The 16,265-nt window shown below is 57.3% G+C and carries 16 protein-coding genes; 6 read left to right on the top strand and 10 right to left on the bottom strand.

Going from position 1 to position 16,265, the window contains the following annotated elements; translation table 11 throughout:
- Positions 1-123: 123 nt before the first annotated feature.
- A complete protein-coding gene (locus ASH01S_RS04880) occupies positions 124-1,725 on the bottom strand; it encodes an APC family permease (RefSeq protein ID WP_067924499.1) in 1,602 nt (533 codons plus the stop codon).
- A 206-nt stretch (positions 1,726-1,931) separates the two neighbouring features.
- Here ASH01S_RS04880 and pyrD point away from each other — a divergent pair, with 206 nt between their 5' ends.
- The gene (pyrD, locus tag ASH01S_RS04875; protein WP_067924492.1) at positions 1,932-3,029 is read left to right on the top strand and encodes a dihydroorotate dehydrogenase (quinone); all 1,098 of its coding nucleotides are present in this window, start codon (positions 1,932-1,934) and stop codon (positions 3,027-3,029) included.
- Positions 3,030-3,158: 129 nt separating this feature from the next.
- Here pyrD and fabI read toward each other — a convergent pair whose 3' ends face one another.
- Complete coding sequence (gene fabI, locus ASH01S_RS04870) at positions 3,159-3,935, bottom strand: enoyl-ACP reductase FabI (protein WP_067924669.1); 777 nt, start codon at positions 3,933-3,935, stop codon at positions 3,159-3,161.
- A gap of 212 nt (positions 3,936-4,147) precedes the next feature.
- Between fabI and ASH01S_RS04865 the strand changes: the two genes are divergently transcribed.
- Positions 4,148-4,756: a superoxide dismutase gene (locus tag ASH01S_RS04865; RefSeq protein WP_067924490.1), complete on the top strand. Its 609-nt coding sequence runs from the start codon at positions 4,148-4,150 to the stop codon at positions 4,754-4,756.
- 60 nt (positions 4,757-4,816) lie between these two features.
- Here ASH01S_RS04865 and yfbR read toward each other — a convergent pair whose 3' ends face one another.
- Positions 4,817-5,413 carry a 5'-deoxynucleotidase gene (gene yfbR / locus ASH01S_RS04860; protein WP_067924487.1) on the bottom strand — a complete coding sequence of 199 codons (597 nt, stop codon included), beginning with the start codon at positions 5,411-5,413 and terminating at the stop codon, positions 4,817-4,819.
- Between the two features lie 224 nt (positions 5,414-5,637).
- On the opposite strand from yfbR, the gene iadA reads away from it, so the two are divergent.
- Positions 5,638-6,969: a beta-aspartyl-peptidase gene (iadA, locus tag ASH01S_RS04855; RefSeq protein WP_067924666.1), complete on the top strand. Its 1,332-nt coding sequence runs from the start codon at positions 5,638-5,640 to the stop codon at positions 6,967-6,969.
- A gap of 6 nt (positions 6,970-6,975) precedes the next feature.
- Here iadA and ASH01S_RS04850 read toward each other — a convergent pair whose 3' ends face one another.
- Complete coding sequence (locus ASH01S_RS04850) at positions 6,976-7,965, bottom strand: 2-hydroxyacid dehydrogenase (protein ID WP_067924483.1); 990 nt, start codon at positions 7,963-7,965, stop codon at positions 6,976-6,978.
- Positions 7,966-8,045: 80 nt separating this feature from the next.
- Here ASH01S_RS04850 and rnz point away from each other — a divergent pair, with 80 nt between their 5' ends.
- Positions 8,046-8,999, top strand: a complete 954-nt coding sequence (rnz, locus tag ASH01S_RS04845) for a ribonuclease Z (RefSeq protein ID WP_067924480.1) — start codon at positions 8,046-8,048, stop codon at positions 8,997-8,999.
- Here rnz and ASH01S_RS04840 read toward each other — a convergent pair.
- Positions 8,950-9,615, bottom strand: a complete 666-nt coding sequence (locus tag ASH01S_RS04840; protein ID WP_067924479.1) for a sulfite oxidase-like oxidoreductase — start codon at positions 9,613-9,615, stop codon at positions 8,950-8,952. The two genes, rnz and ASH01S_RS04840, sit on opposite strands and share 50 nt — an antisense overlap.
- 245 nt (positions 9,616-9,860) lie before the next feature.
- Here ASH01S_RS04840 and ASH01S_RS04835 point away from each other — a divergent pair, with 245 nt between their 5' ends.
- Positions 9,861-10,508: an SGNH/GDSL hydrolase family protein gene (locus tag ASH01S_RS04835; RefSeq protein ID WP_067924476.1), complete on the top strand. Its 648-nt coding sequence runs from the start codon at positions 9,861-9,863 to the stop codon at positions 10,506-10,508.
- Positions 10,509-10,644: 136 nt separating this feature from the next.
- Here ASH01S_RS04835 and ASH01S_RS04830 read toward each other — a convergent pair whose 3' ends face one another.
- The 5 genes from ASH01S_RS04830 to ASH01S_RS18805 all read right to left on the bottom strand — a co-directional run bounded on the left by ASH01S_RS04830 (position 10,645) and on the right by ASH01S_RS18805 (position 15,081).
- Positions 10,645-11,877 carry a C40 family peptidase gene (locus ASH01S_RS04830; protein WP_067924474.1) on the bottom strand — a complete coding sequence of 411 codons (1,233 nt, stop codon included), beginning with the start codon at positions 11,875-11,877 and terminating at the stop codon, positions 10,645-10,647.
- Positions 11,878-12,331: 454 nt separating this feature from the next.
- Entirely contained in the window at positions 12,332-12,961 is a 630-nt protein-coding gene (locus tag ASH01S_RS04825; protein ID WP_217996295.1) for a superoxide dismutase, read from the bottom strand.
- A gap of 135 nt (positions 12,962-13,096) precedes the next feature.
- Entirely contained in the window at positions 13,097-13,843 is a 747-nt protein-coding gene (locus ASH01S_RS04820) for an ABC transporter permease (RefSeq protein WP_067924469.1), read from the bottom strand.
- Positions 13,844-13,852: 9 nt separating this feature from the next.
- A complete protein-coding gene (locus tag ASH01S_RS04815) occupies positions 13,853-14,830 on the bottom strand; it encodes an ABC transporter ATP-binding protein (RefSeq protein ID WP_067924467.1) in 978 nt (325 codons plus the stop codon).
- A 35-nt stretch (positions 14,831-14,865) separates the two neighbouring features.
- Positions 14,866-15,081 (bottom strand): IS1634 family transposase N-terminal domain-related protein, encoded by a 216-nt coding sequence (locus tag ASH01S_RS18805; RefSeq protein ID WP_067924464.1) that lies wholly within the window; start codon positions 15,079-15,081, stop codon positions 14,866-14,868.
- 388 nt (positions 15,082-15,469) lie between these two features.
- Here ASH01S_RS18805 and sigK point away from each other — a divergent pair, with 388 nt between their 5' ends.
- The gene (gene sigK, locus ASH01S_RS04805) at positions 15,470-16,216 is read left to right on the top strand and encodes an RNA polymerase sporulation sigma factor SigK (RefSeq protein WP_157066998.1); all 747 of its coding nucleotides are present in this window, start codon (positions 15,470-15,472) and stop codon (positions 16,214-16,216) included.
- The last annotated feature ends 49 nt before the right edge of the window (positions 16,217-16,265 follow it).

The raw sequence follows: 16,265 nt of genomic DNA, 5'->3' as shown, positions 1-16,265 counted from the left end.
TCATTTAGACGTCGATCTCGGCACCTGCGTGACAGAACCAGCCGCGCAAACCACAATGGGTCAAAATCAAAGATGCGGCCCACGGGCACCGAGCCCGGGACCGCACACAGGATTCGTCAAACGTCAAACATTGGCTGCTTTGACCGCGACGTCCTCTTCATCATCGGTATCTATGATCGGCTGCGGCAGAGCGCTAGCAACCGCCCAATAATAAATGATGATGGCCCCCACCGCGACGACCAGCAAATCCCAACCATACGGGATGATGGGGTTTTTCAGAGGACCAAACGATCCAATGTAGGACATCACCATCATGAATACGTAATATACGACCAGCCAAATGCCCGACCGCCACTCTGACTTCAGCTTTTGGTGCCAGTGCTCATCCCGGTCCATGAAGGCAAAGTACAGGACCAGCGACGCGAGCGTCATACCAATCAAGAACCTGTTGTTGTTCCAACCACCCCAGTAGATGATGAACGAGCCGGCGATGAAGGCCAGCGGCGCAATCACCGCGAGCCCACCCAGCTTAAACGGACGATGGAGGTCTGGCGACGTTTTGCGCAGAGAAGTTACCGAAATCGGTCCGCACACGTAGGTCAACACTGTGGCCCCGGTGACGGCACCCACCAAACCGCTCCAGACGCTGTAGTTTTCCGGCAAAACCCAGACGATTGCCAAAATTAACGACAACCACAGGGCGCCACGCGGAATACCGGTGCGGCGGTCCACCTTGCCGAAGAGCGAGTAGAACAGGCCCGTCTTGGCCCAGGCAAACAACACGCGGGTGGTGCCGGAAACATAGATGTTGCCCGTCCCAGACGGAGAAATGACGGCATCGACAAACAGCACATTAGCCAGCCACGCCATGCCAAGCGAGGTCGCCAAGTCAGCATAGGGCGCGTCTTGGAACTGCAGGTGCGCCCAGCCTCCCGCCTTAGCCAAAACATCGGGCGGTACGGCCCCGATGAACACCAACTGCAACGCGATGTACAACAGCGCGCTGATGGAGATCCCGATAATGATGGCGAGCGGGATGTGCCGTTGCGGGTTTCTTGCCTCAGAGCCGAAGTCCACCGCCTGGCGCCAACCGAGAAACGCAAACGCGATGCCCGCCACCGCCACTGCCTGCATGACACCCTTGAAGCCGCCGGGACTGGCGCCGCCCACCGAATAGTTGGCGCCATGAAAGCTGAACAACAGCACGATGAGAGTCAGTAGGGGAACGATGAACTTGATAGCCGTTACAATCGAGTTGACCTTGCCGAATACATTGACGCTCCAGTAATTCAAGAGGAAGAAGACCACCAACAGCGCGATTTCCAAGATGTAACCCCATGCGGAAGGTCCATCACCGCTGGCCAAGCCCGGAAGCCAACGCGACGCGTACCCGCGCACCGCTTCCACCTCGACGCCGGCCACGCTGGAATACGCCAGCATCGCCGCAAATCCCGTAAGATACCCAGTCAAGCTGCCGTGCGTATAATTGGGATAGCGAACGAAACCTCCAGCGCGCGGGAGCATGCCCCCAAGTTCGGCATACGTTAAACCGATAAGAATGAATGCCACTGCAGCGATAACCCACGCCAACCATGCACTCGGGCCTGCATACGCAGCTGCCCCCTGCGCTGCAAACAACCAGCCCGAACCGACGATGGACCCCACCCCTAGAAACGTGAGGTCGAGCAGGTTCAGCTTTTTTTTGAATGAAGCCGCCCCAGCCATAGGTTCTCTCCTTTCAGCTAAAAAAAGAAATAAGATGACTGCTTTGTGCCACCATTATAGGCATGATATTCGGATAAATCAAACCCATCCCGCGTGCGCAGAGCGAGATTTGTCAATTCATGTGCCAAAACGTATATTGGAACTCAAAGACACTCGACTGTTTGCCCAGCCACCAGGCACTATTATTTCAGTCCGGGAGGAACTGCATGTATCCCCTGATTCGCAGCGTTCTTTTTCACATGGACCCAGAACGAGCTCACCGAATAACCCTGCGTACCCTTTCCCTGTTTCCAGGCGCCGCCCGCCTATTCGGACGCATCGGGCCAGCAACGCCGCACTTGTCCCAGACTCTATGGGGGCTGTCCTTTCCCCATCCTATTGGTTTGGCGGCGGGACTGGACAAAGATGGCATCGCCATCGACGGTTTGCTCGCGTGCGGCTTTTCCTTCCTCGAAGTCGGCACCGTCACACCCAGACCCCAACCAGGCAATCCCAAGCCGCGCCTGTTCCGCCTCCTCGAGGACGAGGCGCTCATCAACCGCATGGGCTTCAACAATCGCGGCGCCGCCGCCCTGCGCAAACATCTGTCGCAGCGCCGGCGCCGAGGCATTGTCGGTGTGAACTGCGGCCGCAACAAGACCACCCACAACGAGTGGGCAGCCGAGGATTACCTTCTGGTCATGGAGACCGTCTATCCGCTCGCCGACTACATCGTCATCAACGTGAGTTCTCCCAACACGCCTGGACTGCGCGATTTGCAAGCGGAAGAATCCCTGCTGCCGCTTGTCGCCCGCGTCTTGGCGAAGCGCGACGAGCTGTACCAGGCGAACACGGCGATGGTCCCCCATAGACCGCCGGTGCTTGTCAAACTGTCACCCGACCTCCCGGACGATACGCTCGTCCACATCGCCCAGCGGCTCTGCAAAGCCGGAGTGGACGGCCTGATTGCGACCAACACCACCGTCCGCCGCGAGGGACTCTCTTCGCGGCACAGCCATGAACAAGGCGGACTCAGCGGCAAACCCCTGCGCACTCGCTCCACCCAGGTCATTGCCCGCCTGCACCTGGCCATCGGAGACCAAACGCCTATCATCGGCTGTGGCGGCGTCTCGACCGCACAAGACGCCTATGAGAAGATTTGCGCGGGCGCAAGCCTGGTGCAGGTCTACACCGCCTTTATCTACCACGGTCCCGCCCTTGTGCGCAGCCTGGTACAAGAACTGCCGTCCCTGTTGGCGAGAGACGGGTTCTCGCACATCCGGGAAGCGGTGGGCAGCCGCGCGAAGACGCTGGCTCAGCTGTGAAACCGCACAATCATAATTCTGTACGGGATAGCAAGGATGAGGAGATAGGCGCCCAGCGCGTTGCTCGGCTGGGCGCGCGGCCGGCCCATCCGTCCCGGTCCGGCCAAGCTGTCTGGTGGTCATGACCGTTTATATGCCCAGGATGTGATAGCCGCCGTCCACGTGGATGATCTCCCCTGTCACATTGCGGGAGAGGTCGGAGAACAGGAAAGAGGCCACATCGCCGACCTCTTCGGGATCCGTTGCGCGGCCCAGCGGGGCGCGTTCAGCCAAGACGTGCAGCATCTTGTCGAATCCGTGCACCCCTTTGGCCGACACCGTGCGCACAGGGCCGGAACTAATGGCGTTCACACGAATGTTGTCCTTGCCCAAGTCCTTGGCCAGATAACGCATGCTGGCATCAAGCGCCGCCTTGGCGACACCCATCACGTTGTAGCTTTCAACCACCCGCTCACCGCCCAGGTAGGTCAGGGTGACGATGGAACCGCCCTCCCGCATCAGGGGACGCGCCCGCCGGGCAGCAGCAACCAACGAGTAGGCGCTGATGTTCTGAGCCAACCAATACCCGTCACGCGAGGTGTTCACGTATTCGCCCTGCAACTCGTCGCCTTTGGCGAATGCCACGCAATGGGCCAGTCCATGCAGAACCGACACCTTCTCACCGATTTCCGCAAACGCCCTGTCCATCTGCGCGTCGTCACTGACATCGCACTGAACGATAGGAAAGTCCTCGTTTGGCATAGTCTCATCCAGCAACTCCTGGATCTTTCCTCGCTCACGTTCGCTTAAACACGTGAACACCAATCTGGCCCCCATCCGGTAGGCCGACTTAGCCACTCCCCAGGCGATGCTGCGCTTGTTCGCCACACCCATCACCAGGACGTTTTTTCCTTGCAACAGTGTCAAACTGTTCACCCGCCTGTACAATGTGCTAACATCCTCCAACAACTCACGAGGTGCCGCCTTGTCCACTTCCTCCTATGTATACCATCAATGCTCGCCCTGAGCAATTCGAGGGTGCCGCGGACAAGCTGAAGCTGTGAGTGGAAATAGTCTGTCCGTTGCGGTAAGATGAGTGGTGATGGTTGCACCCATTACACTGCATTGGAGGGATTGTCATGGCTCACCAACTGCCGCCTCTGCCATATGCATTCAATGCCTTGGAACCCCATATTGACGCGCTGACAATGGAAATCCATCATGACCGTCACCACGGGACATATGTGAATAACCTCAACGCTGCCCTGGAGGGACACGCAGACCTGCAGGCCAAGAGCATTGAGGACCTGCTCGCCGGTATTAACTCCGTTCCGGAGTCCATCCGTACAGCGGTCCGCAACAATGGGGGCGGTCATGCCAACCACAGCCTGTTCTGGCAGATCCTCAGCCCCAACGGCGGCGGTCAGCCAACCGGCGCGGTGGCCGATGCCATTAACCAGACGTTTGACAGCTTCGAGAAGTTCAAAGACGAGTTCTCGAAGGCAGCTGCTGGACGCTTTGGCAGCGGCTGGGCTTGGCTGGTCGTCCACAACGGCAAGCTGGAGATCATCAGCACACCGAACCAGGACAGCCCGCTGATGGAAGGCAAGACGCCGATTCTTGGCCTGGACGTATGGGAGCACGCCTACTACCTGAAGTACCAGAACAAGCGGCCTGATTACATCACCGCCTTCTGGAACATTGTCAACTGGGCCGAGGTTAACCGGCGTTACGAGGCGGCTAAGTAATCCGCTTGCAAGCGCCAAAGGCAACAGCTGGCCGCGGGGGACGACAAGCGTCGTCCCCCGTTAGTTTTCCTGCAGATACCTGTACTCGTCGACGGTATGATCAAAGGCGGGCAAAAACCGCTCCACGAAGTATCTCACAGCCGGCATGGTTTCCGCGATGGCGGCCACCTGCTTGGAGATCTGCTCAGCGGCCAATGCAAACTCTTGATTGCCGCGCCGCACTTCCAATCGACACTTGCAGAGAGCGTCCAGTTTATCTGCGGCATGGACATAGGCGGCCACGCTCTCGTCCTCTCTCGCCAATGCCTGCGCATAGGCGGGACGCAGTTCCTGGGGCAGGGAGGCGACCAATTGCCGTTCAGCCAACCGCTCCAAGCGGCCAAATGCCTCCGCCACTTCTTCGTTGTACTTTTTTACGGGCGCCACCACGTCGGTCAGGATGGCTTCCGATGCGTCATGCAACAACGCCGCCGCCAGCACCTTGGCCACATCTGGCTTTTGTCCGTACACCGATTCATCAATCACGCATAGCGCATGGGCAATCAGCGCCACGCCAAAACTGTGCTGCGCCACATCCTCCGACTGCAGAGCCATCATGCCGCCCCAGCGGATGGTGGAACGTAATCGATGCAGCAACGCGAAGAACACGCTTTGCACGCAACTCCCCCGCTCCCAGAAACGATAATCCACAGACACCCACGAGAATCCCTTGCCACCGTCTACTTTATCGGACGAAGCCGCGCCCGACAATCAGATCGGAAGCTCACTCGACAGCTTGCCTGACCGGATCGCCAATCCACTTGCGGGCGATTCCGTCCTGGCGTCCCCGGGTAGACTACCGGATATCACCCCCAAGGTTGACAGGAGGTATTCGTTTGTCCATGCTCACCCTCATCAAAGGGGCCACCGTCTACGCCCCCACCCCTATGGGCAATAAGGACATCCTGATGGCTGGGAAACAAATCATCGCCATCGCCGATGACCTGTCACTGCACGGCGTGTTGCCGGACATCCAGCAGATAGACGGACGAGGCCTGTACGCGTTCCCGGGCTTGATTGATCAACACGTGCACATGGCCGGCGGCGGCGGGGAAGGCGGGTTTCACTATCGAACACCCGAGATCGCTCTCAGCCACCTGACCACCGCGGGTGTGACAACCGCCGTGGGTGTGCTGGGAACCGACGGCGTCACGCGCAGTACCCGCGAGCTGCTGGCCAAGGCCAACGGCCTCGAGTTTGAAGGCATCACTACCTACATCTACAGTGGCGCCTACCAGGTCCCCACGCGCACCATCACAGGCACGCCTCGCTCGGACCTGGTGCTCATCGACAAGGTGATAGGTGTCGGAGAAATCGCCATCTCCGATTCCCGGTCCAGCCATCCAACCCGGCACGACATCGCCGAGTTGGCGAGCGAGGCGCGCGTCGGGGGGCTTTTGGCGGGCAAGGCGGGCGTTTTGCATCTGCACGTGGGTGACGATGATTCGAGGCTGGACATTCTGTTTGAGGTCCTGGCACAGACGGAACTCCCCCGTTCGGTGTTCGTCCCCACCCACCTCAACCGCAACCCCGATCTGCTGCGGGAGGCCATCCGTTACGGCCGGCAGGGCGGATTTGTCGACGTTACGTCGGGCATTCGCCCGGATAAACACGACCACATCTCCGTCAAACCGGCTCGCGCCGTCCGTCAACTGCTTGACGCTGGAGTGCGGCCGCAGCTCATCACCATGAGTTCGGACAGCAACGGCAGCTCCCCCATCTTTGATGACACGGGAAAAATCGTCGCGATGGGCATCGGATCGATTGCGACCCTGTGGGAGGAGACGCGCGACATGGTGGTGGAAGAGGAGATACCGGTCGAAACGGCCGTCTCCATCGTCACCCGGCACGTCGCGCGGGTGCTGAAACTGGGTCACAAAGGGATGATTCGCCCCGGGCTGGACGCTGACCTCATCCTCACCGATGAGAAGTTTCAAATCCAACATGTGTTCGCCAAAGGCCAACAGATGGTGGAAAATGGAAAGCCTGTTGTATTCGGAACGTTCGAAAACGCCTCCGCCGTTCCCGGGGCTCCCGGCAGCAAACCAGCGACCGGCAAGGAGGACAAACAGCGGGGACGCCACATGGTCAGCCCCGACGAGGACGATCCGGACGACTTCCCGGACCCGCATGAGCGCCAGCGCCTCAGCCGGCGACGGCAGTACTGCTGCTGAGGCGCCTCAGGCGTGTGGGATCCCGCTGGTCGGGCCCACGACCGGCGTCAGCGGGGCTTGCCCGCCCAGCACCGCCAAAATGTTGTCCACCGCCAGGCGGGCCATAGCGAGCCTTGTCTCGACGCTGGCGGACCCGATGTGCGGCAGCAGCACCACGTTGTCCAACTGCAGCAGAGGGTGCTCGGGCGGCAAAGGCTCCTCGGCATAGACGTCGAGTCCGGCGGCGAAGATTTGCCGTTCCCTCAGCGCTTCCACGAGCGCCTCCTCATCGACAATGGGACCGCGGGCAGTGTTGACAAACACGGCTGTTCGCTTCATCAAGCCAAAGGCGCGCCGGTTGAACATGCCACGTGTCTCGGCTGTCAGCGGCGCCAGCGCGACCACAAAATCGGCCGTGGCCAGCAGCTCGTCAAACGAACAGAAGGTCGCCCCCGAAGCCTGTTCCACCTCTGGGCGGCGATGACGGTTGAAATACAGGATGCGCATGCCAAACCCGGCGGCGCGCCGGGCCAGCGCTTCCCCGATGCGTCCCATGCCGACAATACCGAGACACTTGCCGTACACATCGACTCCGGTGTAAGAGAGCAGGCTCCACGCTCGCCACTGCCCGGCGCGCAGGCTCCGCTCGGCGCTCGACAGCTGGCGGGCGGCCGCCATCATCAGGGCGAAAGTCAGGTCGGCGGTGGTCTCCGTCAGCACATCGGGCGTATTGGTGACCACAATACCACGCCGTTCAGCCTCCCCCACATCGATGTTGTCATACCCGACAGCCAAGTTGGCGATGACCCGCAGCTGAGGTCCCGCCGCATCCATCACCTCGGCGTCCACCCGGTCGGTCAGCATGCTGAGGATGCCGTCGGCGCCCGCCACATCTGCCAACAGCCGAGTGCGTGGAACCGGCTCGGCGTCATTCGGGTAAAATGAGACGTGGACAGACGCCTGCAGACGTTTCATCACATCGTCGGGCAAGCGCCGAGTGACGTAGACAGTCGGCATAGTCCCCCACTCCTTGGCGAATGAATCACTTTCAAATCTGATTTCCGTCCGGTCATAGCCGGAGACCTGGAGGTGCCATCATGCGGCTGTATTTTCTCGGCACCGGTGCAGGCGTGCCCAGCAAGCGGCGCAACGTCAGCTCCCTGTGCCTGCGCCTGGAAGCGGAAATTGGTCAAGTCTGGATGTTTGACTGCGGCGAGGGAACACAGCATCGCGTCTTGGCCAGCCCCATCCGCCTGAGCAAGCTGACGCGCATCTTTGTGACCCACCTGCATGGAGACCACATCTACGGTTTGCCGGGGCTGCTGGCCAGCCGTTCTTTCCAGAGCCCAGAGCGGCCGCTTCACGTGTATGGTCCCTCCGGCCTCGGCGACTATCTACAAGCCACGCTGACCGCGAGCGGGGTGCACCTGACCTATCCGCTGAATCTTCACGAACTTCACGATGGCCAGCGGCTTGCGGCAGACGGCTTTTCGGTTCACGTGCGCGCGCTGAACCACGGCGTGACCTGCTATGGCTATCGGATCGTCGAACCGCCGAAGCCCGGCCGCCTGCGTCGTGAATCCCTAGAGGCGCTCGGGGTGCGTCCAGGCCCCCTGTATCAGCTCGTCAAGCAGGGGAAAACGGTGCGGTTGGCGGACGGGCGTGTCCTGCACGGACCTGATTTTGTCGATCCGCCCGTTCGCGGCCGCACGGTTGCCATCATGGGCGACACTCTTCCCTGCCCGCAAACGGTGGAATTGGCGGCTGATGCGGACGTGCTGGTACATGAAGCCACCTACACGCAGGCAGACGCAGCGCTGGCCTTGACGCATCACCACAGCACCGGCGTCCAGGCGGCGGAACAGGCAGGCCGGGCGCGTGTAAAGCAACTCATACTCACGCATCTGAGCTCCCGCTACGAACCCGACCGCGAGCGAGAACTATTGGCGGAAGCTCGCTCGGTCTTCTCCCGCACCGAATTGGCCCACGACTTCAGCGAGTTCATCGTTCCCTCGGCGGCACCATACCACGACGAACCCGTGAACGAATAGTCCGGTAGTATTCGTCCGTCGTCGGGCCTGTACCCATCCACTCCGGATCATCCCGAAACCGCTGCTCCTGCCAGGGGTCCCCGTACAGATGATAACCGTACTGCTCCCAGAACCCTGGAACGTCCTCCCACAGGAACTCGATGCCGCGCACCCACTTGACACTCTTCCAAAAATAGAGGTGAGGTACCACCAGGCGCAGCGGCCAACCGTGTTCGGGCGTCAAGTCCCGACCGTCGTGCCGGTAAGCGAAGAGGACACCTTCCCGCAGCAAATCTTCCAGCGGCAGATTGGCGGTGTAACCCTGTTCACCGTGCACCAGCACGTACTTGGCAGCCGCATCCACGTCCACAAGGTCCATCACGTCGCGAAAGGAGACCCCTTCCCAGTGATTGTCATACCGCGACCACTGGGTGACGCAATGGATGTCGGACGTGCTTGTGGTCACGGGAAGACCTCGGAACTCATGCCACGTGAGCCGCTTGGGTGCACGGACCAGACCGAAGATGCGAAAATCCCACGTCTGCAGGTCCACCGTGGGTACACTGCCGGCGTGCAAAACAGGCCACTTTTCCGTCAAAAACTGGCCTGGTGGCAGCCGCCGCTGATTCCCTTCCATTCATGTATGCCTCCTCCATCCGCACGCAATCGCCGCGGCCCGGCCCTGCCGCTGCCTTCTGCCGCAGGACATCCGGCTCGGCGACAGCACGAATCCATATGCCCCCCATCGCTTGTCCCCACTATACCATATCGCGCCCGCTCTCCTTATTATGACTCCCATGCTGTTGTGGGAGACGAATTACGGTCCATCTATCGGTGTCGCTCGACGAGATTTGACATGCAATACAAGGGGAGGTAATGTGGATGCGCGGATTCACCGCACTCGGAGACTCCATCACGGCCGGGCGAGACGCCACATCGCCGGGCAGGGCGTATCCTGGATTGACCGCAAGCTTGCTCGGTAAAACAGGCCGCCCCGTCGTCGCCCACGTGTTGGCGGAACCCGGCTGGACGAGCGCCGCTCTGACTGCTGCCGTCCTGGAGAACCCTGTCCTGCCGCTTAGACGGTCGGACGCGGTAGTGATTTGGGTGGGTGGAGACGACCTGGCGTACGCCGGTCTGCGCATGCTGCGTGGCGCTCCATCCACGACAGTAGCGCAAGCACTCGCAACCTACGCGGACGACTTGGCGTTTCTCTGCCGCTTCATTCGCAAAGTCAGCAAAGCCCGGATTCTGGTCTGCACGCAATACAACCCATTTCCGAACTCCCCGCTGGCCGGAGGCGCTATTGGCAAACTAAATCATACAACGGAACAAGTCGCCGCAGCCGCCGGTGCCGAGCTGGTGCCTGTGCACACATGGTTTTCCGGCAGGCAACGGGAGTTCATCGCAGGCTACAGGTCCGGGCGGCTCGAAGACGCTCTGGCCAGTCCGGTGCTGCCGATTCATCCCAATGATGCGGGCCACCGCACCATTGCAGAGCACCTGGCCCATGCCCTCGCCATGAGCTAAAGGAAAACGCGCCTCGGCCTCCGTAAGCGGATGCCCAAACGCGTCTCGGATTTCGGCGGAAAGCAGTATCACGATATGATTTACGTTGTCTTTTCGTCACGCGTGATTCCAGCCGGAATAACGGCCGCCACATGTGTCACTGGACGATACGCCGGGCACCTATGTAAGAGTTGGCCCAATATCCAGAGAAGATGTACGCCTCTTTCACACCGCTGCGCTGCGATTGCGCGCTCACCATTTCACCGTTGCCAAGATAGATGCCCACATGGGACGCCCCGCCACCGTCGGTGCTGAAGAATACTAAATCGCCTGCCTGCAAGTCGGACTTGGCGACCGGCGTTCCCATGCCAAATTGGGCATACGACGAGTGTGGCAGGCTGATACCGAATCGGTTGTACACGTACATGACCAGTCCGGAGCAATCGAAGGAATTTGGACCCGCAGCGCCCCAGACATATGGATGACCAACGAACGACGCGGCATATGTAGCGATGTCGCTCCCATTTCCCGACCGCAGCGTTGTGCTGGCTGGCGCTGGCGTCTGGGACGACCCACCACTCGCGGAACTCCCACTGTTCGTGGATGTGGATGTAGATGCCGATGCGGATGCGGCGGATGCCTGAGCCGCAGACCGCTGCGCTTCCTGTTTCAGTTCCTGGATTTCGTCTTGCGTCATGCCAATCTGATTCTGCAACTGGACGCGGCGCAGTTCTTGCAGGTCCAAGCCGCGGCTGACTATGGACAGCGCTTGCTTTTGTTCACTTTGCAGAGCGAGATTCTGATCCCGCAATTCCTGCAACCGCTGGACCTTGGTTTTCAGCTGCCGAAAGGATGCTTCCTGATCACGCTGCTGCTCCCGCAGCTGCACCTGCAACGCCGCCACTCGGTCGGCCAGTTGCTTCTCGCTGCGAGAGACCTGAGAAAGCGCCTGCAACCGCGTCAAGAGATCATCCCACGAAGTAGCCTTGAAGAGGACCTCCAGGTAGGGCACCTGACCATACTCATAGGCTGCTCGAAGCATCTCCCGCAACTTTCGCTTATCTTCCGTCAACTGTTTCTGATTCTGCGCCATCTGATCCATGAGTCGATCTATCTTGCTGCGGATTTCATCGACCTGGCGCTGGCTCGCTTCAATCTGTTGATTCATCGAATCGATATGCGCCTGATAATCATCGATCTTGCTTTGAATCGCATTCGCCTTGGCCCGCTGGCGGGCGATTTCGCTGGACACCTGGTCTGCCTGAGACTGCAATTTGTTGAGCCGCTGCTGCTTATCGCTCAGACTGTCCGCCTTCACCTGCGGAACCAACGCGGACACGGCCACCAAAGCGCCACTCAGGGAGACCATCAGCTGTTTGCGCAACCGCAAGACGCCAACCCCTTCACCCAAGAGTTTTTTTCTGGCCGTTCCTATGCCACCTCACACGTGCGGAAGTATACTCACATCCCACGCATGAAACCATGAATCTCCCATTTCGACGTGTATCGCAAAATTCCTGCCGCTGACGTCGGGAATTTCACAGTGTCCCCGTTTCTCTTACAAGATCGACAGAAGAAGACCAGAAAAGTGCGGCCATCTCCATGCGCAACCGCCTGGTGGCCCATATGGCGAAAAAAATTGACTCCTCCGGCATCGACCACAACGACCTTCTCTCCATCGGCACGATGAAGAGGGCAACGAGTTTACCACCAATTATTATCTGTTATCTGTGTCGAAACCGGGAAGTTGATCGAAGATGTGCGTTCTTCCTGATATTTCTGGTAGGAATTCGGAGAGAATGCCGTCACCATGGACGTGACCCATCGACAGTATGCAGCTGAGGTTAGGAGAAACTGATGCGAAAACGTGGACTGGTCCTCTTCACGGATGTTTGATACCGTATATTTACGATGGACCAGTCCAGGTTTTCCAAGAATGCTGTAATATACTCGCTTCGATTTGTGCCATAGTCAATGTAATAGGCGTGTTCATATACATCCATCGGCAGAATGGGCGTGGACTGAATCACATGCCCGTCCTGTTGGTCATCGGTGATATAAACGAAGAGTTCGTTTCTGACCCAATCATGGGCCAGAATGGCCCATCCTCGACCGGATAGGCCTGAACCCCGAAACTCTCGCAAAAATGCGTCATAAGACCCGTATTGAGTTTGGATAGCCTTCATCAGAGTGCCGGATGGAGAACCGCCCTTTCCGCCCAATTGTTCGAAGTACAGTTCGTGCAGTTTTGCTCCGTTCAGGGCAAAACCTTCGCCGCGCTTTAATGCACGAATTTCACTGTATGTGGCATTCCCCTTCGTCATATCGACAGCCTGTAACTTTTCCCTGGTCTCGTTCACCTTATTGACGTATCCCTCGTACAACTTATAGTGCTCCGTGATGGTTCGCGGGGAAATTCCGCGTAGTTTCAAGAGCTTGGACGAGAGCGGTCTGACTTCGTACTTTTCGTACACGTTCATCCACCTCTAGGTCATATCCTCTGTGGGTCAGCGTATGAGGCGTCATCGTACTGTGTGCTTTGTCCCGAATCCTGTTCTGCATTCCCTCCATAGCGTTCAATGGCAACGTCATCGGGTTCTCGTATTTCGTCAACTGACCGATTCCCAGCGAAATTTCCATTTGGCGACGATCAAGGCCACGACAAGAATGGCTAAAATCAATATAGTGGAATCCATATAATGAATCAGGCGCTTGCCGACCCATAAATCATCGAGCACATCTACTACGTGGGAAAGAGGGATATAATCGGTCACATGCTGCAGCCATTCCGGAAACTCGCTTCTAGGAATGGCGGCACCCGAAGAAAAAAACATGATAAAAAAGAGAGTCATCCCCGCCGTCTGCGCGGTCCTTATTGTAGACGCCAGCCCACCGACGGCAAAACCGACCGCATACAACATCGCCATACTTAACAACAGGAACAAACCCGTGTCAAAAAGGTTTCCGCCATAATGAATATTAAAAACAATCTTCCCGACGATTAAAATTAAAACAGCTGAAATCAAGAACATAAAGATTTGAACAGCCACCTGAACGGTCAAAAAGACAAACCGTGGCATCGGGGTTACTTGATAATGCTTTAGAATGCCCCGTTCCCTATATTCGGCGAGCGTGATCGGAATCGAAATCAATCCGAGATTCGCAATCACCATGGCAAAGAGTGAAGGAATGTAGATATCAATAAAACGAAAGCCATTGTGCATGTCGTAATGTCCGTACACGGAGCCAAAGAGCAACAATAAAATCACTGGGAAAAGAAGTGTGAAAAACATCGCGAACGGTTCACGCACGAACAACAAAATTTCTGCCCAAAACATGCGCGCAATGGATTTCATGAAAATTTCTCACTCCTTTCGATAAACGCGACCCGTCATAAATAAATACAAGTCCTCGAGGTTGGCTTTGCGCGTTTCGATTTCATCCAATGGGATGCCTTTGGCCTGAACATAACGATGAATCGACGGCAGAAATTCCGAATCGATTCCGTAAAGCAAATAATCGGATTGGACTTTTTCCAATTTGCCGAGATGCGGAATGTTCTCCAATTCATCGAGTGCACAGTTTCGTTGATCCGGGATTTTAACCATTACGCCCATTTGATTTTCCTGCAATAGTTCCTTGGGCGCCCCCATCGCAATGACTTTGCCGTGATCGACCATGCACAATGTGTCTGCGTGTTCCTCGGCTTCATTCATGTCATGCGTCGTCAAAAAGATCGTCATCCCTTCCCGCTTGAATTGCTCCAGCATGCTCCAAATATTGAACCTCGCTTGCGGATCAAGTCCGCTTGTGGGTTCATCCAACATCACAAGCTTTGGCCGGCCAATTAAGGCAAGGACAAGCATAAACCGCCGCTTCTGGCCGCCTGATAACTTCCCAAAGAATTTATTTTCCAAGCCGGAAAGGCCACATGCCTCCATCAATTCTTTATACGGGAACGGATCGGCGTAGAAACTCGCGAACACCTTCAGCGCCTCAATCAGCTTTTGGCGCGGGAGCAATTGGTCTTCTTGCAATTGAACACCGACTTGTTGAAAGATGCGCGCTCTATCTTTTCTTGGGTCCAATCCAAGAATGCGGACCAATCCGCCATCCGGGACGCGCAACCCCTCCATGCATTCCACAATTGTCGTTTTCCCGGCGCCGTTTGGACCGACCAGCACAAAGATTTCACCGGTTTCGACTCGAAAACTGATGTCTTCGACGGCGACCGTTTGGCCGTATCTTTTTTGAAGATTTTTTACTTCAATGACCGAAGGCTTTACACAGTGCTTCGAGATGGACCTGCCGTTGGCTTTCGCTAACAACGGATGTGGCTCCATCACCTTCCCTCACTTTCCCTTCGAATGCTTTTGTTTCAAATTTTGACGCGGAATTCTTCTTCCTCTGCGAAGACCTCTTTTTCATTTGGAAAGCAAGCGCGGCGAACGAGCTCGACGACATGCTCGGGGAACGCGGACAGATTGGCGAGCGCGCGATATTTGACCTTGCCAATCTCCCGGTAAGTCTGTCGAAGAAAGATGGAGGTGTAGGTCTTGCCCTTATATGTGCGTTTGGTGATGGCTCCGTACATGACTTTGGTTAGTTTTCCCATAGATATTCGACAGATATTCGACGTGGAATGAAAGATTCCTTCCTCACTGCCAATAATTGAATGGATACGTTTTCCAAAACAAAGGTGCCATGAGACCTTGTCCGTCAAGCTCTCAGTGGTCCATGTGCTTGTACAGTTCCCAACCGCCGCATTTACAGTATCCTTTAAGGTCTTTCCAACTAGGCATCAATCAGGCTGGCGACGGCCTCTACGTCCACACTCTAAACATGTCCGTTGACAACAAAATTGTCCTCCGCGATTCGTTACGGAGTGCATATGACGTCTCCCCAGTCATCGCCCAGACATTATCTGTCCGCCCCGCATACACTGATCCATCCTGAGCCCCACGCGCGGAGGTGTCGTGCGATTGCTGTCTTTAGCCAATGCCGCCCATTTTCTCATGCATGACCTCACGTTGACGACCGGCTATGTGAACCAGTCATTCCCGCAACCATTGTCCAAAAAAGAAGAACAAGCCTATTTCGAGCGGTGGCAACAAGGAGACCGCGAGGCGTACCATGCCCTGATTGAGCACAACCTGCGCCTGGTGGCCCACGTCGCAAAGAAATTTGATGCCTCCGGCATCGACCACGACGACCTGATCTCCATCGGCACCGTCGGCCTAATCAAGGCTGTCGAGACCTACCAGCCGACGAAAGGCACGAAATTTGCGACGTATGCGGCGCGCTGTATTCAAAACGAAATCCTCATGCAGTTGCGGGCGCTCAAGAAAACGCGCAAGGATGTATCCCTTTACAGCCCCATCGGAACGGATAAAGAAGGTAACGAAATCACCATCTCAGATGTCCTCGGTTCTGAGGCGGATGAGACAGAAGAAGAGGTCAACAAGCGGATAGAAATCCGCAACATGATGAAGCTGATGGATATCCTCGATGAGCGTGAGCGGAAGGTTATTGAACTGCGGTTTGCCTTGGCTGACGGCCGCGAATGGACGCAAAACGAGGTGGCGGAAGAGCTGGGCATTTCCCGCTCGTACGTGTCGCGGCTGGAAAAGCGGGCACTGTTGAAAATGTTCCACCAATCGTTCACCGGACAACGCAAGCGACGGCCGTTTGTCTATCGACCACCCTCCGACAGCACACGGCGCTCCTGACACGGCACCCCTGACATCCTGACACGGCGCGTCGGCACCCCCCCCCCCC

Source organism: Alicyclobacillus shizuokensis NBRC 103103, assembly GCF_001552255.1.
Lineage (GTDB): Bacteria > Bacillota > Bacilli > Alicyclobacillales > Alicyclobacillaceae > Alicyclobacillus_G > Alicyclobacillus_G shizuokensis.
This window is presented reverse-complemented; position numbering and strand designations above follow the sequence as displayed.